Source organism: Kitasatospora sp. NPDC032150 (genome assembly GCF_055579945.1).
In genome coordinates, this window is sequence record NZ_JBVIMH010000005.1 from 1 (window position 1) to 23594 (window position 23594).

Consider the following 23594-nt stretch of genomic DNA (forward strand, 5'->3'; position numbering starts at 1 on the left):
TCAGCCACGTGATCATTGTGACCGCCCGGCCATGCCCAAGGCAGCAACCGGACGGCACGTCACAACGGGGCGAACGTTGCCTGATGCGGCACTAGCTCTCTGCCGACCCGCTCCGTCGTGGCTACCGGTGGTGCGGCGGATGGGGTGGTGACGGTGGGACAGTGGCCGTACCGGGTGCGGATTCCGGCCAGACGAGCAGGACGGGACAGGGCGCGTGGTCGACGATGAAACGGCTGGCGGGCCCCAGGCTGCGGGGTCCGAGGCGGGTGCGGTCGCCGTCGCGGGCGATGATGAGCAGGTCGGCACCTTCGGCGGCGGCCACGACCTCCCGTTCGACGTGGCCCGAACGTTCCTGCCAGGTGCACGGACGTCCCAGCCGCTCGGCCGCGGCGGCCAGGAGCCGTTCGCCGGCAGCGGCGGCGAGGTGTTCCACCACGGTGCCGGGGTCGCGTCCGGGGTGTGCGCGGCCCAGCAGCCCGGCATAGGCGCCGTGGGCGGCACCGGACGGCCCGGGCCCGCTGACGTGCAGCAGCACGATCTCGGCGTCCTCGGGGGCGTAGGTACGGGCGGCGTCGACACAGGCGGGCCAGGTGCCCTCCACGATCCAGGCGATGACGGTCACGTTGTTCAGCCTCCGATCACATGTAGCGAGCCCCACAGTGCCACCACCGCGAGCAGCAGGGCGGTCGGCACGGCGAGCAGACCGAGGCGGGTGAACTCACCCAGCTCCACGTCGGCGTCGTGTTCGTGCACGATGCGCCGCCACAGCAGAGTGGCCAGGGATCCGGCGTAGGTGAGGTTGGGACCGATGTTCACCCCCAGCAGCACCGCGAGTACGGCGCCGGGACCGGTGGGGGCGGTCAGCGGCAGCAGCACCAGGACGGCGGGCAGGTTGTTGATGACGTTGGCCAGCACGGCGGCGAGCGCCGCGATGCCCAGCAGGGCCGCGAGTCCGGTGCCGTCGGGCACCACACGGCCCAGCGCGGCGGCGAGGCCGTTGTCGACGACCGCTCGGACCACGATCCCCAGTGCCAGGACGAAGGCGCAGAACGGCACCGCCGCGGCACGCACGATCGTGGCGGGGGTGGTACGGCGTTGGGCGAGGGCGCGGCCGGCCAGCACGGCCGCGCCCGCCGCTGCCGCCCACGCCGGGTTGATCCCCAGAGCCGACGCGACCACGAAGCCGGCCAGCGTGCATGCCACCGTGGCGAGGGCGAACACGGGCACTTCGCGGGGCTCGGTGGTGAGCGGGGCTCGGGCGCCGGCGTCCAGGTCGGTGGTGAAGAACCGCCGGATGACCACGTACTCGGCGCCGATGGCGGCCAGCCAGGGCAGCGCCATCAGGGCGGCGAAGCGGGTGAAGCTCAGCCCACTGGCGGCGAAGGCGAGCAGGTTGGTGAGGTTGGAGACCGGCAGCAGCAGCGAGGCGGTGTTCGACAGGTGGGTGCAGGCGTACACGTGCGGCTTCGGGCGGGCCCCGAGCCGGGCGGCGGTGGCGAACACCACCGGTGTCAGCAGCACCACCGTGGCGTCCAGACTGAGCACCGCGGTGATCAGCGAGGCGGCCGCGAACACCTGGACCAGCAGCCGGCGGGGGCGGCCGGCCGCGGTGCGGGCCATCCAGGCACCGCAGGCGTGGAACAGGCCGTAGTCGTCACACAGCTGGGCCAGGACGAGCACGGCCGCGAGGAAACCGACCACCGGTCCCAGCCGGGCGGCCTCGGCCGTCGCGTGATCCAACGAGATCGTCCCAGTGGCGACGACCACCCCGGCGGCCGGGACCGCCACGACGGCCTCCGGCCAGCCCCACGGGCGCATCACCGCGCAAACCAGGACCGCCAGGAGCAGGGCGACGGAGAGTGCTTCTGCGAAGGGGGCGTTCAGGGTCGGAGCCTTTCCGTTCGGCAGGACCCGCGAAATTCGGTCTCCCGGTGACAGAGCCGGGTCGGGCCAGAGCTCGAAGATCATCCCATGGCGGCCTGGTTGCCCGTGGTCAGTGATCGTCGGAGGTGATCCGGCCCGTCGACCCGCGCTCCGGCGAGCCCCTGGTGTTCATCGGACGGTTCCGTCGCCCGGGCGACGGGCTACCGACGTGCGGCCGGCCTGCCAACCGTCGAACCAGCGGAACCATCGGCAAGGTGGTCGTCGGAGCGCGCGTAGTCCTCCTCGCGCGGGGAGCTGTCCCAGATCTCGTCGCACTCGGCGAGCGCGGTGCCGTGGTCGGGGAACGGAACGCGCAGACGGGATCTCTCGGTGTCGTGGTCACCCACCCAGTGCCAGCCGTCCCGTCCCCGCCGCAGCTCTCTCGGCCATCGCCCTCCCGCACTGACCCGGAGCACGTACTCGCGGTAGCCGGCCGGGAAGGTGACACCGAACTGCTGCTCCGCCTGAAGAACCCGGGCCTCGGTCAGCGGCGCCGTCGGCGGATCGGCCGCCGCGCCATGGCCGTGCTTCGCCCGCTCCAGGTACAGCGCGAGCGTACGCTGCCCTACCCCCTCCCAGTCCACCGTCCGCGTGACCGGCCACGATAGCCGTTGACCGCCCAGGGCTTGTCGGCACGTCCAGTGTGAAGCGAGGTGTCCATGGGCGTCCGGACGGGTCCCGTACCGAACAGCCTCCGGAAGTCAGTTGAAGCCGGTTCGCCGTGCTGGGATACCACTCGCCTCGGCGCACTCCCAACTCGCCCGCGACATCGGGTCAGTAAGATCACCAACGGTCCTCGTCCACGTGGGCCTCTCCTCCGCTGCTCACCGTAACTCACCGCAGACAGGGCAAGACATGGCCAGCGTCGTCGAATTGTCGTACTACCCCGTCAAGGGATGCGCCGGGACGTCCACAAGCGAGGCGATGCTGACGTCCGCCGGTATCGCACACGACCGCAGCTTCATGGTTGTCAGCGAGGACGGTGTGTTCCGGACACAGCGGCGAGACCCACGACTGGCCCTCATCCGCCCCGAGATCAGTGCCGACGGCAGGCAACTGGCGCTCCACGTCCCGGACTTCGACCCGGTGAGCATCGACGTGGACACCTCCGGCCCCCGACGGCAGGTGAACCTGTTCGGGGCCCTCTACAAGGGCATCGATCAGGGCGAGACAGCTGCCGCCTGGCTGTCGAAGGTACTCGGCGCAGGCAGCAGACTCGTGCGTGTACCGCCGGAGCACGATCGCGTGACCGACGGCAGAACACCCGGCACCTCCGGCTACGCCGACAGCTGCGCCCTGCACGTCATATCGCGCTCCACCCTGCGCCTGCTCAACGAGCGGATAACTGAACGCGGCAGCCACCCACTGCCCATGAGCCGGTTCCGCCCCAACATCGTGGTCGACGGCTGGGACGAACCCCACACCGAGGACCGCGCCCACCGCATGACGATCGGCGAGACCGAACTGGGCTACGCGAAACTCGCCATCCGCTGCGCCGTCACCATGGTCGACCAGGACTCCGCGGCGAGAACGGGCCCGGAACCGCTCCGCACGCTCGCCACCTACCGCCGGGCGGCACGGGGCGGGGTCTCGTTCGGCACCAAGTACGCCGTGCTGCGGCCCGGCAGACTGGCGGTCGGCGACGACGTGCGGGTCAGTCTGTGGGGCGAGTCCGAGCTGTAGTCCGCCGGTCGACCGCGCGCTCGCGGGGATCGTGCGTGTCGGCCGGGTGCCGGCCCCCGGGCGAGACGTGTTCGGCGACGGGTTGGCACCGCCAGTGACGGTCGACGGCCATCGTCAGCACCAGCCGCGACGCCACGGCGTGCAGGGCGAACAGCGCCGTCGCCAGGTAGGGCCGGACCCGAGAGGCGTGCAGTCGGGCGGCGTAGAGCTTGTCGAGGTCCAGTGTCCCCGGTGCGCCGGGGATCATCGGCCGGCCTTCGCGGTGACCGCGGCCCGGGCCGCCGCCTGGTCCGCTCGCCGGGACAGGGCTACCGCTCCGGCAAGCCGCTCGATCGATGCCGGGACGTCCCAGTCCTGTCGGCGCAGCGTGGCGAGGGTGGTCGCGGGGACGACCACCAGGTCCGGGGGCTCCGGTCCCCACGGCCCGGACCAGGAGCACCCAGGCCGCGTCCCAGCGGGACTTCTCCGGGCGCGCGCGGACCGCGGCCACCACTCCGTCGAGTACGGCTTGGCGCAGATCTCCGTACCGCGGATCGCGGCGGTCACTGTGGGGCCAGAGGGTACGCCGAGAGGTTCCGTAGCCGTCGGCGGTCCGGTCGGCATCCGTTCCACCCTGCCACCTGACTATCAGTCGCCCGTTTGAACGGCGGCCCCGCCTCCCCGCCATGACCGCCGGTCACAAAGTCTGTCGATATCAAGTATCTTGATATCGAGATTAATTGACGCCGACGGATGGAACGGAGCCTCGACATGCGGTGGGACGGGGGCGGACTGGTGGCGCAGCTGCGGCGGCCGCCGGGTGGGCGGGATGCGCGGATCATGCTGCTCGCGCAGTGCGTGGACCGGACCGGGACGGGCGTGTGGGCGGCGGCTACGGTGCTGTACTTCACCTTCGTGAGCCGACTGGACGCGCGCCAGCTCGGGCTGCTGCTGGGCGTGGGGGCGATCGCGGGGATCGCGGGCTCCCCGCTGGCGGGGTGGGCGGCCGAACGGCTCACCGTGCGCGGCCTGCTGATCGGCTGTCATCTGCTGCGGCTGGGGACCATGTGCCTGCTGCTGGTCGCCGACGGCTTCGCCGCGCTGCTGCCCGTGGTGGCCCTCACCTGCCTGGGAGAACGAGCGGCCAAGACGCTGGAGATGCTCTTCGCCACCCGGGTCGCGGGTGAGCGGAGAGGTGTCTACCAGGCGCTGTTCCGCAGTGTGGCAAACGCCGGGTACGCGCTCGGCGCGGGGATCGCCGCACTCGGCCTCGCGGTGAGCACCACGAACGCCTACCGCGTGCTGATCCTGGCCAACGCGCTCTCCTACGCGCTGGCCGCCGCCCTGGTCTGGCGGACCCGGGAGCCGGCCGGGCACGGGCTGGTGGCGGCGCCCGGCGACGGCGAGCCGACCAGGGACCCGTCCCCCGCACCCAGCCCCTGGCGGGACCGCGGCTACCTGCTCTTCGTACTGCTCGACATCCCGATGAACCTGGACGACTCGGTACTCAACGTCGGCCTGCCGCTGTGGCTCGTGGACCACACCAGGGCGCCGCACGCCGTCGTCCCCGCCTTCCTCGTGATCAACACCGTGCTCGTGGTGATCCTGCAACTCCGCGTCTCCGCACGGGCCGAGGGTCCGAGGCGGGCGGCCGCGGCGGTGGGCTGGTACGGAATGACCCTGCTCGCCGGCTGCCTGGTGCTGGCGACCGCCACCGGCGGCGGGGCGTGGTCGGCCTCGCTCGCCATGCTGGCGGCCGCGGCGCTGGTCACCCTGGCCGAGCTGATGCGTTCGGTGAGTTCCTGGGAGCTGGCGGTCAGCCTCGCGCCGCCACGGACCCGGGCTTCCTACCTGGGGGTGGCCGGGATGTCCCAGTCGGTGCAGAAGTCGGTGGGCCCGCTGCTGCTGACCGGAGCGGTGATGACGGCCGGCCCGGCGGGCTGGCTGGCGCTCGGCGCAGCGGTCACCGGACTGAGCCTGGTGCAGCGGCGGGCCAGCCTGCGGCGGTTGGCGGCGCTGACCGCGCCCCGGCGCTCCGTCAGCACCGTCTCCGGCTAGTGCTTCAACTGCGGCTTCCGTGACGGGAGTTCAGGCTGTCCGTTGATCCGGCCAGGAATGGAAGCACCTCGGGGAGTCGCACGCTGTCCGCCTCATGGCTGGACCTGCGGCGAGGTCGCCCGGGCGGTACGGCTTCCGGGCGGGCCACAGGCCGTGGCGGAAAACCCTGTGGTCGGATCTGTGGTAGCCCCGTCGGGACTGCGTCGCGCGGTACCCCGATACTCGGGTGATCACCGATCAGAGGGCTGGCGATGCGACCCAAACTGAAGTCCGACGTGCTGTACGTGCCCACCGGTGACGGGGTGCACGTGTTCGGCGCCGGAGCCGATGTCGCGCTGCGCGGCCGGTCCGCCTATCAGTGGTTGGACCGGATCGCGCCGTATCTCGACGGTTCGCGGGAGTTCGACGACCTCGTCCGTGAACTCCCCGACGACAAACGCGCTGTGGTGGAGGCGCTGGTGCGCCGGCTGCACGCGGCCGGCTGCCTCGTGGACGCCACCGAGGACCTGCCGCACGGCCTGACCGCACGGGAGTTGGAGACGTACGCGGCCGACATCGCCTTCGTCGAGTACCACCGGGACTCGGCCGCGCGGCGGTTCGAGTCATGGCGCAACAGCACGGTGGTGGTGCTGGGTTCGGGTCCGGCGTTCACCGCGCTGGTGTGCTCGGCGCTGCACTGCGGGGTCCGCCGGCTCCGCGCGGTGCGAACGCCGGAGAACGCGACGGATACGGAGCGGCTGGCCGAGTTGGCCGCCGAGGCGGCCCGGCGCGATCCGGATCAGACGCTGGTCCAGGTCCCGCTGTCCGACGCGGAGGAGGGCGCGCTCGCCCGCGCGGACGTGGTGCTGCACGTGGCTTCGGCCCCCCGGGCGGACCGCGCGCTCCGCCTGACCAGGCTGTGCCGGGCCTCTGGCACCCTCCTGGTGCAGGGGCTGGTGCTCGACGACGTCGCCTGGTTGGGTCCGGCCGGTCCGGCGTGGGAGTCGGCGTGGCTGCGGCTGGGCGTGCACGGCCCGCTCCGGCCAAGCGAGTTCCTCACCGGTCCGGCCGCGGCGGTGGTCGCCGGGCACCTCGGGCTCGCGGCGTTCCGAGCGGTGACGGGCGTGACCACGCCTGATGACACCAAGCTGACCAGGATCGACCTGGAGACCCTGCGCACCTCGACCCACACGTTCCTCTCCCATCCGGCCGCCCGGCCGGCCCGGCCGGAGACCGAGACGCGGTTCGCCGACCGGATCAAGCGGCTGAGCAGCGCCGACCCGATCGCCGAGCAGGACTTCTCCGCCCGGGCCGCGCGCTGCTTCGACCCCCACACCGGCATCATGCGCAGTCTCGACGAACGCGACTTCACCCAGCTGCCGCTGAACGTGACCGAGGCGGTGCCGCACTTGAACGTGACCGAGGCCGTGCCGCCGCGCTCCGACGGCGCGCCCCGGGTGTTCGGCTCGGGTCTGGGCTTCGTCGAGGCCCGGCAGCGGGCCGCGCTGCGCGGCCTCGCGGTGTACGCGGCGGGCGCGGCCGATCCGCGCAGGTTCTCCCCCCGCGGCACCGTGTGGGGCTGGGACCTCGTCGGTCAGCGGGCCAGGGCCGTACCGGCGGCCGAGGCGTTCACCGTCGGGACGGGCCTGGCCGCACGGTTGAGCTGGGGCGACGCCGTGACCGACGGCATCGCCCAGCACTGCGCCCGCCTGGCCGTGGCCGACGTCTCAGCCGGCCGGACGAATCCGGTGGCCCTGGAGTTGGCCGGGACGGCCCTGGACGCGAGGGCCCGGTGCCATCTCGACCTGCTGCGGTCGGCCCGGGGTTCCGTCCAGGCCGCCGACATCGGCGGCGAGCTCGGGACCCCGGTGCTCGCGTGGTGGCAGGAGGGCCGGCCGATCGGGGTGACCTGCGGTCCGAACGCGGTGGCGGACGGTCTGGAGCAGGTGGTGCTGGACCGTCAGGCCGCCCTGTCCGGTGAGCCGGAGTACGCGCCGACTCGGATCCACGGGCTCGACCGGTTGCCCACCCCGGCGTCCGGTGTGCGCCGGCCGCGCGAAGCGGACCTGCAGGAGCTGGTCGGCGCCCTGCGGCTCCGCGGGCTGCGTCCGGTCGTGGTGCCGCTCGACCACGATCCCGCGGTCCACGAGTTGCTCCCGACCGTGCTCCGCATCGTGCTGGTCGATGAGTCGAGTCCTCGATGAGCGAGTCCTCGATGGGTGAGTCAGCGGCCGGGGCCGCCGATCAGGCCGGGCTCCGGTTCTGGTGGCGCACCTTCGAAGGGGTCCAGGAACTGTTCGCGGAGGGGCACGGCGAGGAGGGCGGGCCGGACGACCCCCTGCCGACCAAGACCTACCGGGGCCTGCCACGGCACGTGCTGCGCCCACCCGCCCGGCGGATCGGCGACGCGCGCTGGTCCTTCGCCGACTTCCGGCGGGCTCACCCGAAGGACGGTCCCAGCCGCGACGTCCTGGACGAGCCGGCCCTGTCGGCACTGCTGCACTACACCTACGGGCTCGGACGGATGGAGTCGGGCCCGCATGCGGTCTGGCCCTACCACCGGATGGTGGCCTCCGCGCGGTGCTTCTACCCGGTGGAGCTGTACCTGTGGCCGGCCGAAGGGGTAGGGGATCTGCCTGCGGGGTGCTACCACTACGACCCGGCGCACCACGCGCTGACCGGACTGCGGTCCGGCGGCATCCCCCGCGAACTTCGGACTGCCACCGGAACGGGGCACGAGGGCACTCTCGCCCTGATGGTCGCGGCCGTGTGCTTCCGCAAGACGGCCTTCCGCTACCGCGACTACGCCTACCGGCTCTGCGCCCAGGAGGTCGGCATGACCGTCGGGAACGCGCTGCTGGTGGGAGGCGCGCTGGGGCTGCGGGCCCGCGTGCACCACCGGTTCGACGACGCCGTCGTCAACCGCGCGCTGGGCCTCGACGGAGACGAGGAGACCGCCTTCGCGGTGCTCGACCTCTCCCCCTGGCGGCCGTCCGGGACGGCTCCGGCGCCAGGTGACGAGGAGCCCGGCGCGCCGCTGCCCGCCATCCGTCCCTGGCACGTGCGCACCAACACCGCCGATCCGGCCACCTGGTCGGGCCTGGCCGCACTGGACCGCGCCAGCCGGCAGACCGGCACCGGCTGGGAGACACCGGTGGACCGGGACTCCTTCCATCTCCCGGCCGACGGTCCCGAGCACCCGGCCGACGGCCCCACCACGACCGGCCGGGTGTCGCTGAGCACGGCGGAACCCGAACTCGTCGAACTGGCCGAGGCCCTACGGACGCGCGACTCGGGTGGCCGGATGTTCCTTCCCGACGGCAGGCCGCTGCCCGCCGGGCAACTGGCCGGTCTCCTCCGGCACGCCCTCGAACCGGTGCCGTCCGACCACACCGCGGCGGCCTGCCGTCCGCTGGTCGACTGCCACGTGCTCGTGCTCAACGCCGTCGGCGCTGCCACCGGCCTCTACCGGCTGGGTGACGCACCCGAGTTGGTCGCCCTTCCTGGCCGGGACTGGCGCGGTGTGGTGTCGATGCTCTGCGACCGGACGCCCTCGGTCAACTCGGCGAAGGCCAACGCGATCGTGTTCCTGAGCGCGAACCGGATCGCGGGCGACCGCTGGTTCGGTGACCGCGGGTACCGGATCCTGCAACAGGAGGCCGGGATCGTCGCGCAGCGGATCAGCGTGCTCGCGGCGGCCGCCGGGCTGTCCGCGCGGGTCACCAACGGCTACCACGACGGCCTGGTCCGCGCCCTGATCGGCGCCGGTGCGGCGCACGTACCGGTCTTCACCCTCGTCATCGGCCGCCGCCGGGCCAGCGCGCAGTACGAGGTCCCGCTGACCTGGTGACGCGCGCCACCGAAACGGCGCCGCACGCGATCCTACGGTCGGCCTACGGCCGCACCCGTGAAGACCGCAGCCCGCTTCCCGTCCGAACCTTGGCGTGGACCGGTTCTGGTCCCCCGGAACCGACGACGAAGAGAGGAGGACAGCCATGGAGAAGGACCTCGTCCTGGACCTCGCCGACCTCAGCGTGGACGAGCTCGACATCCTGCCCACCGCACCGGGCGCCAGCCTGGAGTCGATCAATGTCGGCCACGCGATGGTCGAGATCGGAGCGTCCAACTGCACCTCGCGGGGCACGCCCGCGAGTTGCTGTTCGTGCTGCTGCTGCTGACGCGGCAGGCACTGCCGTGCCCGGCGCACAGCCAGTGCGCCGGGCACGGCGCCGCAACTACCCACGAGGAAAGAGACGTTGACCGACGCATCGACAGTAGCCATCCGCCCGGCCGGTGTCGCGGTACTGGGCAAGGGCCTGCTCGCCACCGCGATCCGGACCGCCGTCTCCCGAACGCACCGGCTGGTCACGGACACCGACGACGGCTGCGCCGCGATCGTCACCGCGAGCGACGGCTGGAACGGCGCCGTCGCACCGGAGCGGCCCGGCACCGGGTGGTTGCCGGTACGGGTCGAGTTGGGCAACGTCGTCATCGGCCCCTACGTCGTACCGGGCCGGACGGGTTGCGCGCGCTGTGCCCGGACCCGGCGGGAGCGCGCGCTCGGCCCGGACAGCCCCAGGGCCGAGCTGGTACGCCGGTTCGGTACCGAACTGGCCGACCGCGCCAACCCGTTGCTGTCCAGCTGGGCGTGCGACGCGGTCGGCGACCTCGTCTCGGCGGAGCTCGCCGACCCGCCGGGCCGGTGGACGACCGATGCCATCGCGATCCTCTCGCTGACGGGCCTGGCCGTCGACACGCACCCGTTCCTCCCCGATCCCGACTGCCCCGGATGCGGCGGCCTGCCGGCCGACCACCCACCCTCCCTGATGGACACGGCCCGCCCGAAACCCGACCGGGACACCTACCGGGTCCGCGATCTCGCCACCGACTGGGACACCTTGGTGCGGACCTACGTGGACGGGCGCACCGGGGTGATCCGCCAACTCGACGTGCGGACCGACTACCGCTACCCGATGGTGTCCGCGCCACTGCACCTGCCGGGTGGCGAGCAGGAGGCCGGGTTCGGCCGGGACCTGGACTACGCCGGTTGCGCGCGCACCGCGCTGGCGGAGGCACTGGAACGGCTCGGCGGCGCCCGCCCCGGCGGTCGGCGTACGACGGTCCGCGCGAGCTACCGCAGGGTGGCCGAGCGGGCGGTCTGCCCGACCGAGCTCGGCCTGTACCCGCCGGAGCGGTACGCGGAGCCCGGGTTCCCCTACCCGCCCTTCGATCCGGACCTGGAGCTGAACTGGGTCTGGGGCCACTCCTTCGGCCGGGACGCACCGGTGCTGGTACCCGAGGACTACGCCTACTACCGTACCCGGCACGGCAGTTCGCTCGCCCGGCCGCTGGCGTACGAGGTGTCCAACGGGTGCGCCCTGGGCGGCTGCCTGGAGGAGGCTGCGCTGCACGGCATCGTGGAGCTGGCGGAACGGGACGCCTTCCTGCTCACCTGGTACGCCCGGCTGCCGGTGCCCAGGGTGGACCTGGCCACGGTGGCGGACCCGCGGATCGGGATGCTGGCGGAGCGGATCCGGCAGGACAGCGGCCACCGGGTGGCGGCCTTCGCCACCACCACGGAGCACGGCATACCCACCGCCTGGGTGATGGCGGTGCACCCCGCGCCCGGCGCGGAGCCCGCGGCCATCTGCGCGGCGGGCGCGCACTTCGATCCGGAACGGGCGCTGCTCAACGGGCTGTTGGAGCTCACCGCGAACCTGGGCTGGAACCGGGTCGCGCACCGTGAGGAGGCGGCCAGGATCGCGGCGATGGTCGCCGATCCCGACCTGGTGCGGGAGATGCGCGACCACGCCCTGCTCTACTGCCACCCGGCGGCGTTCGACCGGTTCGGCTTCCTACCGGGTGAAGACGCCGGCCTGCCGGTGGCCGCGGCGTTCGCGCGGGCCACCTGCCGACCGCGCGGCGAGGACCTGCGCACCGATCTGGCCGAGGTCATCGCCCGGTTCACCGGCCGGGGCCAGGACGTCATCGTGGTGGACCAGACCACGGACGAGCACCGGGCCGGCGGCCTGGCCTGCGCGAAGGTGATCATTCCCGGGCTGCTGCCGATGACCTTCGGACACCGGATGCGCCGCACCCACGGCCTACCCAGGCTGCTCCGTCTGCCCGCCGAACTCGGCTACCGGGACGGCCCGCTGGACCCGTCGGAGGTCAATCCGCATCCCCACCCCTTCCCGTGACTGGAGTTGACCATGACTCAGGGCTTCTCAACCCCGGACACCTTCGGCGTGCGGATCGGCGGGCTGCCGGTGTCGATGCTGGACGACCTGCGATCGCCCGAACTGTGGCAGCAGGTCGAGGCGGTGCTGGCCGGCGAGGAGCGGTTGACCACCGTCGCCGCGGAACTCTCCGACGAACTGTTCGAGCTGATCGGACGCGAGCCGGCCGGCAAGCCGCTGCTGGTCGCACTGCGCCGGTCCATCCACAACCGCCGGCCGCCGGCCCGGTACTGGAACGACGACGTCCGGGCGGTCCTACCGGCCGGCCTGGCCGACGGGGTGCGGTCCTGGCTGGAGCTGCTGGCCGCGCACCAGCGCGACCTGGCGTTGCTGGACGAGCTGGTCGGCCGGCACACCGAGACCCAGCACGCGCTGCTGCGGAAGGCGGCCGGCGATCCGGCCTTCCAGTACGGGCTGGTTCTGAGCAGCCCCGTGCTCCACGACCGGCTGCGCACCTGGCTGGCCCGGCCGGAGGAGACCCCACCGGACCGCCGACTGGCGCTCCGGCTGGCCAAGTACCTCGCCCGGATCACCACGAAGACCACCCCGTTCAGCACCTTCACGATCAACGGCCTCGGCCACTGGCGCGACCGGGCTTCCGGCGGGTCCGGGGAGGCGAGTGAGCAACCGGAGGGCGCGCCGGCACCGAAAGGGAGGAGCGAGGAAGCGACCGACGAAGGAGGCAGCGCGGGAGCAGGGGGCACCTCCCGGCCGCCAAGGCTGGGGGAGAGCGTTGGTGCCGGGCCGGAGCGCCCGGAGGCGGGTGAGCACAGGGACTTCACCGTACGGACCGTCGTCGAGCCCAACCTGTGGCTGATCCAGCAGTTGGTCCGGGAGCTGAGCCGGCATCCCGTCCTCGCGGCGCGCCTGCGGCTGCGACTGAACCCGAGCGCCCTGCTGACCGGGGAGCACTGGGAGTTCCTCGGCCCGGGCTCCGATGAGCCGCTGCGCAGCCTGGCGGCGAGTGCGCAGATCCAGCTCTGCGTGGACGTGGTGACCGAGGCCGGGCGGACGCGCGCGGAGGCCGCCGAACAGGTGGCGGTCCGCACCGGGAGCGCCCCGGCCACCGCCGACGCCTATCTGGGCCGGCTGGTCGACCTCGGACTGCTGGAGGCCGAGCGGCCGTTCGCCGACCAGGCGCTGGACCCGCTCGCCGAACTGCGCTCCTGGGTGGCCGGCGCGGGCCCGCCCCTGGCCGAGGTCGTCGGTGAACTGGACGGGCTGGCGGACCGGTTGGCCGGTTACCCGGCGCTCACGGACGCGACGGACCGGCTTCGGCGCACCCGGGACGTCGAGGCGGCCCTGCACCGGATCCGCTCACTGGTAGGACCGGAGCGGATCGAGCTTCCGGCCAAGAACAGCATCATCGAGAACGCGTTGCTGGTCACGGTGGAGACCGGGCCCGATGCGCGCGACTGGGCACCGGTGCTGCGGGATCTGGACGTCGTACGCCGTTGCTACGCCGTACTTGACCCCGCCCTGCCGGGCCGGGTCGCGCTCGCCGAGGCCTTCGCCGAGCAGATCGGCGCGGGCGCCGAGGTGCCGTTCCTCACCTTCCACCGGGCGGTGCAGGAGTGGTTGCGTGAGGACGGCGAGCTGCCGGGCGTGCTGTCCATCGCCACGCACGGGTACCGGGCCCTGGAGGATCACCGGCTGCCGAGGATCCGTGAACTCTCCAAGTTGCGGACGCAGCTGTGCGCCGAGGCACTGGGCGGGCCGTTGGCGGAGGACGGCGTGCTGCGGCCGTCCCTCGAGCGGCTGTCGGCGTTGGCCGACCGCTGGCCGGTGTGGATGCGGCCACCGGACTCGGTGGCCTTCTACGGGCAGCCCTACGGTGAGCCCGACGACCCCCGGTTCGTGGTAAACGCCGTCAACTCCGGTCACGGCCGCGGCCGTGACCGCATCCGCCGGCTGTTCGCCCAGGCCGGGGTCGCCGTGGAGGTGGACACTGCAGCACCACCGGGCGGTGTGCTGGTCGCCGACACCTGCCGCCATTACGGTGCCAATGTCGGTTTGCGCTTCTCGGCGGTGGCGGAGGAGATCGACTACCCCGGGGGCCTCAGCCGGCGCGGGGCCGACCGGCGCATTCCGGTCGGCGACCTCCTGGTGCGCCACGATCCCGCCCTCGGGCTGCTCACCCTGCGCTCGCGCGGTCGCGGGAGCGAGGTCCGCCCGGTACACCCCAACCTCATCGCGGAGCTGTGGCTGCCGCCCGCGATCCGGCTTGTGATGCAGGCGTTCGGCGCCACGCCGAACCTGCTCATCCCGGGCCGGCGGATGTTCGGGGACACCTCGCTCGACGGGGTCGACCAGCTGCGGGCCGAGCCTGCGGTGGTCATCGGCCGCACCACGGTGAGCCGCCGCCAGTGGGTGTTCCCGGTGAGCGCCGTGCCCGTCCGCGGCAAGGGCGAGAGCGACCGCCGCTACCTGCTGCGGCTGGCCGCCTGGCTGCGCGAGCACGGCATGCCCGTCCGCTGCTTCGTCCGGGCCCTCGACCCTGCCTCGGTGGTCGGCGGCAGCGTATGGCGGATCAAGTCCCGCAAGCCACTGCACATCGACTTCGCGAACCTGCTACTGGTGGGCCTCTTCGAACGGATGCTGGCCGGAGGGGAACAGGTGCTGTTCCTCCAGGAGGCGCTGCCCGACCCGGCCGACGCACCGCGCTACGGGGCCCATGGATCCCGGGTGACCGAATACCTCGTCGAGATCAACGGAGGACAGGATGCCGACCGCTAGCGACCGGCTGGAACCCGCCACGGCGCAGGCCACGGACTGGGTGTGCGCGCACGTCTTCTACGACACCGACCAGGACGGGCTGCTGGCCGACTGCGTCCGGCCGCTGGCCGGGGCGCTCCTCGCCGACGGCCTGGTGCAGCGGTACTTCTTCCTGCGGTACTGGGAGGGCGGCCCGCACGTCCGGCTCCGGCTGCTGCCCGCCCTCGCCGCCGACCGGGCCGAGGTCGAACGGCTCACGGAGACGCGGATCCGCGCGTTCCTGGCGCGCCGCCCGGCCCGGGACGTCGTGGACCGCTCGCGCTTCGCCCAGGTGGCCGCGGACCTGGCCGGTCTGGAGGGCCGGGCGGGCCACGACCAGGTGGTGCGGCCGAACAACACGGTGGAGTTCCTCCCCTACGAGCGCGAGCACGCGGACTACGGGTACGGACCGGCCATCGCCGCCATCGAGCGGCACTTCTTCGAGTCCAGCCGGCTGGCCCTCTCGGTGGTGGCCGCCGGGGCGACGCTGGAGCAGCGCGCCCTGCTGGCCTTCGACCTGGTCGTGGGGGTGTTCGCGCTGAGCGAGGAGGTGCGCGACCAGTGGCGGCGCCACGGCGGCCCGCCGCTGCCGTTCGGCAGCGGTCCCGAGGCCCCGGAGACGGTGGCCCGCTACCGGGCCCAGCGCGAGCAGCTCCGGGAACGGGCACTGGACACCTGGCGGATGGCGGCCCGACCGGACGGCACGGACCAGCGGGCGTACTGGCTGGCGTCGGTGCGCCGGCTGCGGGACGAACTGCACGACCTGGAGGACCGGGGCGGTTTCGCCACCGAATGGGCCGCCTCCCCGCTGGCCGGCCCGCTCGACCTGGCCGCCACCGCCCACCCGGCCACCAGTCTGGTGCTGCTCCGCTGCGCGCACCTGGTCAACAACCGGCTCGGGCTGACCCTGTGGCAGGAGAACCAGCTGCGTTTCCTGGTCGGCCGCGTCCTCTCGGAACTGCCCGAGGCGTTGACGGCGTCATGAGCGACTCGGCCGTCCGCTGGCACAGCATCCACGTCCACCACCATGACGAGAGTGCCGAGTCCGCGCTCGTCCGGCACGCCGTCCGGCCTGCCTTCGAGGCCGTGCGCAGCTCGGTCAGCGGCGCCTGGTTCGGTCGACACTGGCGGCGCGGTCCGCACCTGCGACTGAACTTCCTTGCCTCCGATTGGAGTTGGGCCGCCGAGGTGCGGCCGACGGTCATCGCGCTGGTCTCCGAGTACCTGCGTGCCCATCCCTCGACGGCCCGGCCGGACGAGGCCGCGCTGGCCCCGGTGCACCGGCGGTTGGCGGAGCTGGAGATGGAGACCGGGCCGCTGCACCCCTGGCTGCCCGACAACGCCGTGCTCGAACAACCCTACGACCACCGGTTGCAGGTGCTCGGGTCGATGCGGGCCAGCGAACTGCTCGCCGGCTTCCTCAGCGACACCACCGACCTGGTGTTCCGGATGTACGACCACCTGTCCTCCGGCGGCGCGCTGCCGACGCTGGCGCTGGACCTGATGTGGACCACCACGGCGGTCGCGGCCATCCCGTTCGAGGCGGGTGGCGCACCGATCGAACGCGGCATCCTGTCCCTGCGGTCGCATGCCGACGCCTTCCTGTCCCGCACGCGGGACCCGGCCGGGTACCGGGCGACCTTCGACGAGCGCTACCGTCGCCAGGCGGACGCCCTGTCGAGGCGCCTGCGCGTGGTGGAGTCCGCGTTGGCCGGTGGCGGGGGTGAGCCGCCGTTCGTCCTGGAGTGGGGCGAGGTGGTGCGTCGGTACCAGCGGATCGCGTACCCGCTGCTGGTCTCGGGGGAGGTGTCGCTGCGCGGGGCCGGGCGGGCGCCGCGGATGCCGACCCGGCAGGTCAGCGAGTTCCACCAACTCCTGCAGAGCGGCCACGGGCACGCGGACTTCCTGTGGAGCGACCACTGGTTCGCCTCCTTCCGGCTGGTGGTGAACTACCTGTACGTCCACCTGGGCCGCCTCGGGCTGGGGCCGGCGGACCGGGGGCTGCTGTGCCACCTGGCTGCGAACACCGTCGAATCGGTGCACGGCGTCTCGGCGACCGGCAGCTTCCAGCGGTACGTGGTATCCAGGTCCGCCGCCGGCTCTCCCGAGTGGGTCCGGCTCGGCGCGCAGTGGGCGGACGGGATGGCCTGAAGGGCGCGTGGTGCTACCCGTCCACCGGCAGCGCTCTCACCGTGGCCGCCGTCGTCCTCGCCGGGATGATCTCGGCGAGTTGCTGGCGTCCGGAGATGCCGAGTTTGCGGTAGGCGCCGGAGAGGTGGAACTCCACCGTCCGCACGGTGACGAACAGCTTCCCGGCGATGGTCCGGTTGGTGTGGCCGTCCCGGGCGAGGCAGAGGATCTTCAGCTCCTGCGGGGTCAGGCCGATCAGCGCCGGATTCGGCGGTTCGTCGGTGTCCGCCGGGAAGTTCGCCTGCTGTGCCTCGGTGATCCGGTTCACCAGCGGCCGGGCGGAGCAGGACCAGGCCGTGGACAGCGCGGCGACGAGCTCGGTGTGCGCCTCGTGCGGCCGGACCGCCTCGCTCAGCGCGGTGGCCAGGTCGAACCGGGCGGCCGCCAGCTCCAGCCTGGCCGGTGAGCGGGTCAGTGTGCCGACGGCCCTGGCGAGCAGGCTGATGCGGCGCGTGCCGGTCTCGGTCATGGCGACCGCGTGTTCGGCTGTCCCGATCGTGCGCGGTGTTCCCCACCGGCGTGCGTCGTCCAGCTCGGCGCCGGCCAGCCTGGCCGCCTCGGCCACCTCACCCGCCGCGACGAGCAGCTGCGCGGCGCGCGACCGCCACGGCAGCACGGCCGGGTTCCGCACCTGGCAGTCGGTCAGCAGCCGGCCGGCAGCCAGGTAGTCCACTACCGCGCGCAGTGGTTCGCCGCTCTGCTCCCACAGGGCGGCACGCGCGGCGAGTACGGCCGGGGTGTCCTGCCACGGCGGCAGTTCCCGGTCCAGGCCGCAGCCGGTGAGCAGGGTGTGGGCGGTGTCGGTGTCACCCATCAGGGCGTGCGCCTCGACCAGGGCCGACACAGCGAGCGCGGCCAGCCGGTGGCCCGTGGGCACCAGCCCGCAGAGCCGGTCCGCCATGGGCGTCAGCGCCTCGGCCACACCGTCCAGGTCACCGCGGACCCGGCGGATCCCGGCGCGCAGCAGCTCGGCGGCGACGTGGTCCCACCGCCCGGGCGGTACCCCGCCGGCCAGCCTGGTCCGGCTGCAGTGCGTCCATGCCTCGGTCAACTCGTCGGCCCGGATCAGCGCGCCGCAGCCGTACCACAGGCCCCTGCCCAGGCTGTCGCTGCCACCGGCCAGCGACAGCCTGGCATGGCGCACGGCCGCCGCCCTGTCCACCCCGGCGTCGACCGCCTCGGCGGCTCGCAGTGCGGCCAGTTCCCAACAGCCGCCGCCTGGTTGCGGAGCCTCGGCGGCCAGGCCGTCCAGCCCCTCGCCGGACCTGACCAGCCAGGCGGGACCGCCTCGCCAGCTGAGCGCCTTGTGCAGCCGCAGCTGCCAGACGTACGCGGCCGAGGCCGGGCCGAGCCGCTCGGCCGTGTCGTCGAGGACCGCCACGGCGTCCGCGGGCCGCCCGCACTCGGTCAGCAGACCGGCGAGGGCCAGCGTGTGGTCCACCATGGCGGAAGGGTCCTCGGCCTCCTGCCGCGCCGCGTCCAGCTGGCGCACCGTGAGCTCCGGATCGACGAACGCGTCCAGTGCGGCGAGCTCGCGCCGCACGGCCGCCCTGACCTGCGGCCCCAACTGCTCCCGCAGCAGACCGCGCAGGTACCGGGCGGCGTCCTCGGCCCTGCCCTCCTGCACCAGCCTGCGGGCCGCGATCCGCAGCGGTCCTACCGTCCAGTCCTGGCCGAGCGGACCGGCCGCGACCAGTTGCCGCGCCACCCCGGTCACGTCGAAGTGCCCGTCGCGCAGGATCTCGGCCGCCCGCAGGTGCAGGGCGGCCCGCGTGCCGACCGGTATCGCACCGATGACCATCGAGGCGAGCAGCGGGTGGCGGAACACCAGCGGCGTGCGGTTGGCCAGCAGGCACCGGTCGACCAGCTCGTCGACCGCGGTCAGGGCCTCCCCCACGGTCAGCCGCGCGAGTTCCGCGGCCTGCGCGATCTCCGCGTCGACACCGAGTACGGCGACCGCCCGCGCCAGCGCGAGCGCCGGTTCACCGAGGCCGCCCAGCCAGCGCTCGATACCGGGGAGCGCCCTCGAACCGGCGCCGGCCCGCAGCTTCTCGGCGGTGGGAGCAGCGCCGCTGTGCTCGGACAGCAGGGCCTGTAGCAGACCGGGGTTGCCACCGGTCAGCTCGTAGCAGGCCGCCGCGGCGTCCTCGTCGAGCCCCACCCCGCAGCGGGCGGCCGCGAAGTCGGCGAGTGCGGCCGCCGGCAGACCGGTGAGGGTGATGTGTTCGGCAAGCGCGGCGAGTCCGGTCGTCAACTCGGGCACGCCGCCACCTCCGAAGTGCCCGGCGGACAACGCCACCACCAGCCGGTGCGGGAACGTGGACGCCGACAGCTCCGACAGCCAGCGCAGCGACCACGGTTCGAGGCAGGTCGCGTCGTCCAGGCAGACGGCCACCGGTGCACGGCGGGCCTGTGCCCGGACCAGCTCGACGAGATCGCGCAGCTCCTCCACCGGGGGCGAGGACGCGCGGTCCGCTACCCGCGTGCCCGCCGGCAACAGCCGGGCGAGCACCTGGTCGGCGGCCGCGAACGGCACGTCGGGCAGGTTCCGCGCGTTGGCGACGGCCACCTGGAACCCCGCGTCGGCGGCGAGCGCGGCCAGTGCCGCCACCGCCTCCGACTTCCCGATCCCCGGCTCCCCCTGGATCAGCACGGTGGTCGGCCGGCCGGCGCGGGCTCTGTCGATCACACCACTCAGCCGCGCCAGCTCGGGCCCACGCCCCTCCGCCCCGATCCAGGCCATCGTTCCCTCCCCGCACGAACCTGCCGTACACCCGTCATCGCACGGATTCCGGACGGCACGAGATCTTGTGACGGACACTCAACCCTGTTGATCCGCAGCAACTTTATGGCAACCCGATGGTGTACGACCAGGTTGCGAGGAAATCTCCCCGCATTGCCGCCGATGCCGGTCCGACCGATGCCGCGACAGCGGCTTCTCAGCCATCACCGCGCCCGGGACAGCGCCTTCGCCGGGACCGGGAATGGCTACGGACGGCCTCGACTCCCGCTGCTCACAGGCTGGTTGACCAGCCCGCGCGATGCCCTTCGCCCACGGGGCGCACCGCTCCCGTCCGCTCCTCGACGATCAACCAAAGCCCGATCGGGGCGGCCGGAACGATCGACCGCCGGCTGAGGTGTGCCCGAAAGCGATATCCTTCAAGACATATTTTCCTACAGGGTGCCTGTTCGCATGTGACGCGCCTTCACGGGCGGCCTGCCGATGGGCGGTCATCCGTCGGCCTCGATCTTCCACAACGGCCCGAGCCGCGTGCACGGCCAACTGCCGGGCAAAGGCGGGGCCCCGCGCCATAGCACGGCCACCATTGACTGCGCAGTCGTTTCCCGAAGTAACCCGCCTCTCGGGCGAATCCGCCCCCGGACGCCGGTGGAACGTCCACGAGTGGGCAAGCCTGGTGCCGGCACCAGGCCCGACCGATGGAGCAAGAGCCTTGTCTGGACACCTCCCACCGCCATGTGAAATACGTGGCATGTCCGGCTAGAGGCAGCAAATCGGTTGTGTGGCAGTGTTTTTGGGTTTCTGCCAGACATGTCATGAACCCGGCTATGCTACGTCCGGCCCAGCCTGCCGCACCGCCGTCGCACCAGGTCGCGCGGATCGGCGCGGGCGTGGGGCCGCATGCCGAACGCTGCCCCACGCCTCCATAGTCGGCCGCCGCCGTCCTTCCCCCTAGCCTTTCGATCGTTTGAGGATGCTGATGCTTCGTGCTGGATCGTCCCCCGGAAGCCGGTTCTCCGCTCCCGTACTCGTGTGGCTCCTGCCCACGGTCGTGACGGCCGCCGCGGCTCTCCTCGCGGTGTCGGTGGTCCCCGCCGGCGCCCGCGCGGGAGTCGTGTGGTGCGGGGTGGCAGGCACCGCGGCGGTGGCCGTGGTGGCCGCCGAGGCGGCGCGCCGGGGACGTGCGATGGCGATCCTTCGCGAGCGGTACGCCCAGCAGGAGGACGAGCTGCGCCGCCGGCTGGCCCGGCAGGAGGCCGAGACGGTCGAGCTGGCGAAGTCCGCTCTGCCCGAGGCGGTCGCCCGGCTGCAGCGCGGCGAGTTCCGCGAGGACCTGCTGAAGGCCTACGAGTCCCACGACCCCGTCGCGGACCAGGACTTCCAGGCCGCCCTGCACTACGTGCTGCGCACCGTGCTGGAGGCCGTCGACAACGAGGAGGGCATGCGGGAGTCCGCCCAGCGGGCGTTCGTCAACATCGCCCGCCGCGTACAGGCGATCGTCCACCGGCAGGCCCAGGAGCTGCGCGAGATGGAGGACCGGCACGGCAACGACCCGGCCGTCTTCGACGACCTGCTGCGCCTGGACCACGGCAACGCGCTGATCGGCCGCCTCGCGGACAGCATCGCCGTCCTCGGCGGCGCCCGCCCCGGCCGGCAGTGGAGCAGGTCGGTGCCGCTGTACAGCGTGCTCCGCGGCGGTATCTCGCGCATCCTGGACTACCAGCGGGTGGACCTGCACCCGGTGTCCGAGGTTGCCGTGGTCGGACCGGCCGTCGAGCCGCTCATCCACGCGGTCGCCGAGTTGCTGGACAATGCCACCCGGTACTCCCCGCCGCAGACCAGAGTGCATCTGACCGCCGTCGAGGTGCAGACCGGCATAGCGATCGAGATCGAGGACGGCGGCCTCAGCCTTAGCGAGGAGGGCCGGGCCCGCGCCGAGCGGATGCTCAGGGAGGCGCAGTCCGGTATCGACCTCAACGACCTCGGCGAGACCCCCAGGCTCGGCCTGGCCGTGGTCGGCCGCCTCGCGCAGGCGTACGGGTTCCAGGTCTCGCTGCGGCCCTCCGCCTACGGCGGTGTACGCGCCGTGCTGATCGTGCCGCAGGGGCTCATCACCACGGCACCCGCCACCGCCCGGGCACACGGCATCGGCGTCGCCTCCGGCCCCCGTCCGATCCCGCCCGCCCGTACCCGGCCGGCGGCCGGGCCGCGGCGCCGCGGGTCGACGACGGCACAACCTTCTTGTCCGGAGCCGTCGTTCGGCTCCTCCCTGGAATCCCTCGCGGGTTCGGGCCCGGCGGACGGCGGGTTTCCGGTGGTCGGCGAGCGCACCCCGAACGGTCTGCCGCAGCGCCGCCGCCGCGCCGCGGCCCCGTGGACGGGTACTCCCGAGGCCTCCAGGGTCCCCGAGCCGGCCCAGGAGCCGGTACAGCCCGGAATGTGGCTGGCCGCCTTCCACGAGGGGGTGAACGGCCATGCGCCGTCCACCGGTGCGGCCGGCCACACCAATGAAGAGTCGGCAGGGAAAGGCGAGCAGTGATTCAGCAGCGGACCAACATGGACTGGATGCTCAAGGAGCTGGCGGACGGTGTCCCGCACACCCGCCACATCGTTGTGCTCTCCGCCGACGGACTGCGGATGGCCCAGTACGGCACCGACCCCGACACCGCCGACCGCCTCGCCGCCGCCTGCGCCGGCCTGCAAAGCCTGGCCACCGCGGTGGGGCACGAGTTCCCGCACGGCGACGGCCGGATGCGACTGGTGGTGATCGAGGTGGGCGGCGGCTTCTTCTACCTGATGGCGGCCGGCTCCCGGGCCTACCTCGCGGTGCTGGCCGAGGAGGGCGTCGACGCCGGGCTGGTGGGCCAGCGGATGCGGGACCTGGTCGCACGGATCGGCGAGCACCTCAGCACACCTCCACGCAACGGCGGGCAGGTCGCATGAGCGAGCGCGGCACGGAACTCCCCCTGGTCGCAGGCTCGGCGGGAGTCGTCGGAAGGCGCGCGTCACGCGGAGTCCCCGCCCGGCGGACGGGGCCGCCCCGGCCCGGGCCAGGAGAGGAGGCGAGCACATGAGCACAGCCGGCCGGGACTGGGACGAAGGCAACCCCGAGCGGCTCTATGTGATCACGCGCGGCCGTAGCGGTCTGCCCGAGCACACCACGTTCGACCTCGTCACACTGGTCGTCTCCCGTTCCGAACCGACGCCCGTGATGCAGCCGGAGCACGCGGCGATCCTGCGCATCTGCGGCTCGCCGCTGTCCGTGGCCGAGATCTCCGCCTATCTGCGTCTGCCTGCGAGCGTGGTCACCGTGCTGCTGGCGGACCTTCTCGTCGAGGGACGGATCGAGGCCCGCGCCCCCGTCCCGAAGGCGTCCCTTCCCGACCGTGCCTTGTTGGAGGCGGTGATCCATGGACTTCAGAAGCTCTGACACCGTAGTGGGGCCGCAGGGCGCGGACCTGCTCCCGGCCTCGGCCAGCACCGCCGTCAAGGTGGTGATCGTGGGCGGCTTCGGCGTCGGCAAGACGACCCTGGTCGGCTCGGTGAGCGAGATCCGCCCGCTGACCACCGAGGAGACCATGACTCAGGCCGGGGCGGGCATCGACGACACCGCCGGGGTCGAGCGCAAGACCTCCACCACGGTCGCGATGGACTTCGGCCGGATCAGCATCAGCGACGAACTGGTGCTCTACGTGTTCGGCACCCCGGGGCAGGAGCGGTTCTGGTTCCTCTGGAACGGCCTGTTCGAGGGAGCTCTCGGCGCGGTGGTGCTGGTCGACACCCGCCGGCTAGAGGTCAGCTTCGACGTGATCGGGCGGCTGGAGGACCGCGGCGTGCCGTTCGTCATCGCGACCAACGCCTTCCCGGAGTCCCCGACCTACCCGACCGAGGAGCTGCGGACCGCCCTGGACCTGCCGCCCGAGGTACCGATCGTCGCGTGCGACGCCCGGACGCGCGAATCCAGCCGGGACGTCCTGCTGGCTCTGCTGCGCTACCTGTACGACCTCGCGGCCCCGGCCGTGCGGTGACCTCACTCCGCCCCTGGCCGC

The 23594-nt window shown here is 72.8% G+C and carries 17 protein-coding genes and 2 pseudogenes; 13 read left to right on the forward strand and 6 right to left on the reverse strand.

What is annotated here, in order from left to right; all coding sequences use genetic code 11:
* Positions 1 to 121: 121 nt before the first annotated feature.
* The 3 genes from ACZ5ON_RS08070 to ACZ5ON_RS08080 all read right to left on the reverse strand — a co-directional run bounded on the left by ACZ5ON_RS08070 (position 122) and on the right by ACZ5ON_RS08080 (position 2507).
* Positions 122 to 622, reverse strand: a complete 501-nt coding sequence (locus tag ACZ5ON_RS08070; RefSeq protein WP_465587196.1) for a universal stress protein — start codon at positions 620 to 622, stop codon at positions 122 to 124.
* Between the two features lie 5 nt (positions 623 to 627).
* Positions 628 to 1818 (reverse strand): SLC13 family permease, encoded by a 1191-nt coding sequence (locus ACZ5ON_RS08075; protein WP_465587930.1) that lies wholly within the window; start codon positions 1816 to 1818, stop codon positions 628 to 630.
* A 266-nt stretch (positions 1819 to 2084) separates the two neighbouring features.
* The gene (locus tag ACZ5ON_RS08080) at positions 2085 to 2507 is read right to left on the reverse strand and encodes a hypothetical protein (RefSeq protein ID WP_465587200.1); all 423 of its coding nucleotides are present in this window, start codon (positions 2505 to 2507) and stop codon (positions 2085 to 2087) included.
* Between the two features lie 271 nt (positions 2508 to 2778).
* Here ACZ5ON_RS08080 and ACZ5ON_RS08085 point away from each other — a divergent pair, with 271 nt between their 5' ends.
* Complete coding sequence (locus ACZ5ON_RS08085; protein ID WP_465587205.1) at positions 2779 to 3606, forward strand: MOSC domain-containing protein; 828 nt, start codon at positions 2779 to 2781, stop codon at positions 3604 to 3606.
* Between the two features lie 58 nt (positions 3607 to 3664).
* Here ACZ5ON_RS08085 and ACZ5ON_RS08090 read toward each other — a convergent pair.
* Together ACZ5ON_RS08090 and ACZ5ON_RS08095 are read right to left on the reverse strand one after the other, a co-directional pair.
* Positions 3665 to 3853: pseudogene (locus tag ACZ5ON_RS08090) on the reverse strand (DUF2201 family putative metallopeptidase); the annotation flags it as partial.
* Positions 3850 to 4138 (reverse strand): annotated as a pseudogene (locus ACZ5ON_RS08095) (AAA family ATPase); the annotation flags it as partial. The pseudogenes ACZ5ON_RS08095 and ACZ5ON_RS08090, both read right to left, overlap by 4 nt.
* Positions 4139 to 4356: 218 nt before the next feature.
* On the opposite strand from ACZ5ON_RS08095, the gene ACZ5ON_RS08100 reads away from it, so the two are divergent.
* From ACZ5ON_RS08100 to ACZ5ON_RS08135, 8 genes are all read left to right on the forward strand, one after another.
* On the forward strand, positions 4357 to 5643 hold the full coding sequence (locus ACZ5ON_RS08100) for an MFS transporter (protein WP_465587208.1): 1287 nt from the start codon (positions 4357 to 4359) through the stop codon (positions 5641 to 5643).
* A 251-nt stretch (positions 5644 to 5894) separates the two neighbouring features.
* A complete protein-coding gene (locus tag ACZ5ON_RS08105) occupies positions 5895 to 7826 on the forward strand; it encodes a hypothetical protein (protein WP_465587211.1) in 1932 nt (643 codons plus the stop codon).
* Entirely contained in the window at positions 7823 to 9472 is a 1650-nt protein-coding gene (locus tag ACZ5ON_RS08110) for a SagB family peptide dehydrogenase (protein WP_465587216.1), read from the forward strand. The genes ACZ5ON_RS08105 and ACZ5ON_RS08110 overlap by 4 nt, the downstream gene beginning before the upstream one ends.
* Positions 9473 to 9617: 145 nt before the next feature.
* On the forward strand, positions 9618 to 9800 hold the full coding sequence (locus tag ACZ5ON_RS08115) for a hypothetical protein (RefSeq protein WP_344640434.1): 183 nt from the start codon (positions 9618 to 9620) through the stop codon (positions 9798 to 9800).
* Positions 9801 to 9878: 78 nt separating this feature from the next.
* Positions 9879 to 11822 carry a TOMM precursor leader peptide-binding protein gene (locus ACZ5ON_RS08120; RefSeq protein WP_465587219.1) on the forward strand — a complete coding sequence of 648 codons (1944 nt, stop codon included), beginning with the start codon at positions 9879 to 9881 and terminating at the stop codon, positions 11820 to 11822.
* Positions 11823 to 11834: 12 nt separating this feature from the next.
* Complete coding sequence (locus tag ACZ5ON_RS08125) at positions 11835 to 14597, forward strand: lantibiotic dehydratase (protein ID WP_465587222.1); 2763 nt, start codon at positions 11835 to 11837, stop codon at positions 14595 to 14597.
* Positions 14584 to 15600 (forward strand): lantibiotic dehydratase C-terminal domain-containing protein, encoded by a 1017-nt coding sequence (locus ACZ5ON_RS08130; RefSeq protein WP_465587225.1) that lies wholly within the window; start codon positions 14584 to 14586, stop codon positions 15598 to 15600. Before ACZ5ON_RS08125 ends, ACZ5ON_RS08130 begins: the two co-directional genes overlap by 14 nt.
* Complete coding sequence (locus ACZ5ON_RS08135) at positions 15597 to 16766, forward strand: thiopeptide maturation pyridine synthase (protein WP_465587230.1); 1170 nt, start codon at positions 15597 to 15599, stop codon at positions 16764 to 16766. Before ACZ5ON_RS08130 ends, ACZ5ON_RS08135 begins: the two co-directional genes overlap by 4 nt.
* A gap of 13 nt (positions 16767 to 16779) precedes the next feature.
* On the opposite strand, the gene ACZ5ON_RS08140 is transcribed toward ACZ5ON_RS08135, so the two are convergent.
* The gene (locus ACZ5ON_RS08140) at positions 16780 to 19548 is read right to left on the reverse strand and encodes a helix-turn-helix transcriptional regulator (RefSeq protein ID WP_465587234.1); all 2769 of its coding nucleotides are present in this window, start codon (positions 19546 to 19548) and stop codon (positions 16780 to 16782) included.
* A gap of 976 nt (positions 19549 to 20524) precedes the next feature.
* On the opposite strand from ACZ5ON_RS08140, the gene ACZ5ON_RS08145 reads away from it, so the two are divergent.
* From ACZ5ON_RS08145 to ACZ5ON_RS08160, 4 genes are all read left to right on the forward strand, one after another.
* On the forward strand, positions 20525 to 22084 hold the full coding sequence (locus ACZ5ON_RS08145) for a sensor histidine kinase (RefSeq protein WP_465587239.1): 1560 nt from the start codon (positions 20525 to 20527) through the stop codon (positions 22082 to 22084).
* Entirely contained in the window at positions 22081 to 22488 is a 408-nt protein-coding gene (locus tag ACZ5ON_RS08150; protein ID WP_465587242.1) for a roadblock/LC7 domain-containing protein, read from the forward strand. Before ACZ5ON_RS08145 ends, ACZ5ON_RS08150 begins: the two co-directional genes overlap by 4 nt.
* Positions 22489 to 22615: 127 nt before the next feature.
* Positions 22616 to 22975, forward strand: a complete 360-nt coding sequence (locus ACZ5ON_RS08155; RefSeq protein ID WP_465587246.1) for a DUF742 domain-containing protein — start codon at positions 22616 to 22618, stop codon at positions 22973 to 22975.
* A complete protein-coding gene (locus tag ACZ5ON_RS08160) occupies positions 22956 to 23573 on the forward strand; it encodes a GTP-binding protein (protein WP_465587249.1) in 618 nt (205 codons plus the stop codon). The genes ACZ5ON_RS08155 and ACZ5ON_RS08160 overlap by 20 nt, the downstream gene beginning before the upstream one ends.
* Positions 23574 to 23594: the final 21 nt, after the last annotated feature.

Bases quoted from the DNA above. Each gene is read 5' to 3' on its own strand.
- ACZ5ON_RS08075 (WP_465587930.1), bottom strand. From the start codon at position 1,818: ATGCGCCCGTGGGGCTGGCCGGAGGCCGTCGTGGCGGTCCCGGCCGCC.
- ACZ5ON_RS08085 (WP_465587205.1), top strand. From the start codon at position 2,779: ATGGCCAGCGTCGTCGAATTGTCGTACTACCCCGTCAAGGGATGCGCC.
- ACZ5ON_RS08100 (WP_465587208.1), top strand. From the start codon at position 4,357: ATGCGGTGGGACGGGGGCGGACTGGTGGCGCAGCTGCGGCGGCCGCCG.
- ACZ5ON_RS08105 (WP_465587211.1), top strand. From the start codon at position 5,895: ATGCGACCCAAACTGAAGTCCGACGTGCTGTACGTGCCCACCGGTGAC.
- ACZ5ON_RS08110 (WP_465587216.1), top strand. From the start codon at position 7,823: ATGAGCGAGTCCTCGATGGGTGAGTCAGCGGCCGGGGCCGCCGATCAG.
- ACZ5ON_RS08115 (WP_344640434.1), top strand. From the start codon at position 9,618: ATGGAGAAGGACCTCGTCCTGGACCTCGCCGACCTCAGCGTGGACGAG.
- ACZ5ON_RS08125 (WP_465587222.1), top strand. From the start codon at position 11,835: ATGACTCAGGGCTTCTCAACCCCGGACACCTTCGGCGTGCGGATCGGC.
- ACZ5ON_RS08130 (WP_465587225.1), top strand. From the start codon at position 14,584: ATGCCGACCGCTAGCGACCGGCTGGAACCCGCCACGGCGCAGGCCACG.
- ACZ5ON_RS08135 (WP_465587230.1), top strand. From the start codon at position 15,597: ATGAGCGACTCGGCCGTCCGCTGGCACAGCATCCACGTCCACCACCAT.
- ACZ5ON_RS08140 (WP_465587234.1), bottom strand. From the start codon at position 19,548: ATGGCCTGGATCGGGGCGGAGGGGCGTGGGCCCGAGCTGGCGCGGCTG.
- ACZ5ON_RS08145 (WP_465587239.1), top strand. From the start codon at position 20,525: ATGCTTCGTGCTGGATCGTCCCCCGGAAGCCGGTTCTCCGCTCCCGTA.
- ACZ5ON_RS08155 (WP_465587246.1), top strand. From the start codon at position 22,616: ATGAGCACAGCCGGCCGGGACTGGGACGAAGGCAACCCCGAGCGGCTC.
- ACZ5ON_RS08160 (WP_465587249.1), top strand. From the start codon at position 22,956: ATGGACTTCAGAAGCTCTGACACCGTAGTGGGGCCGCAGGGCGCGGAC.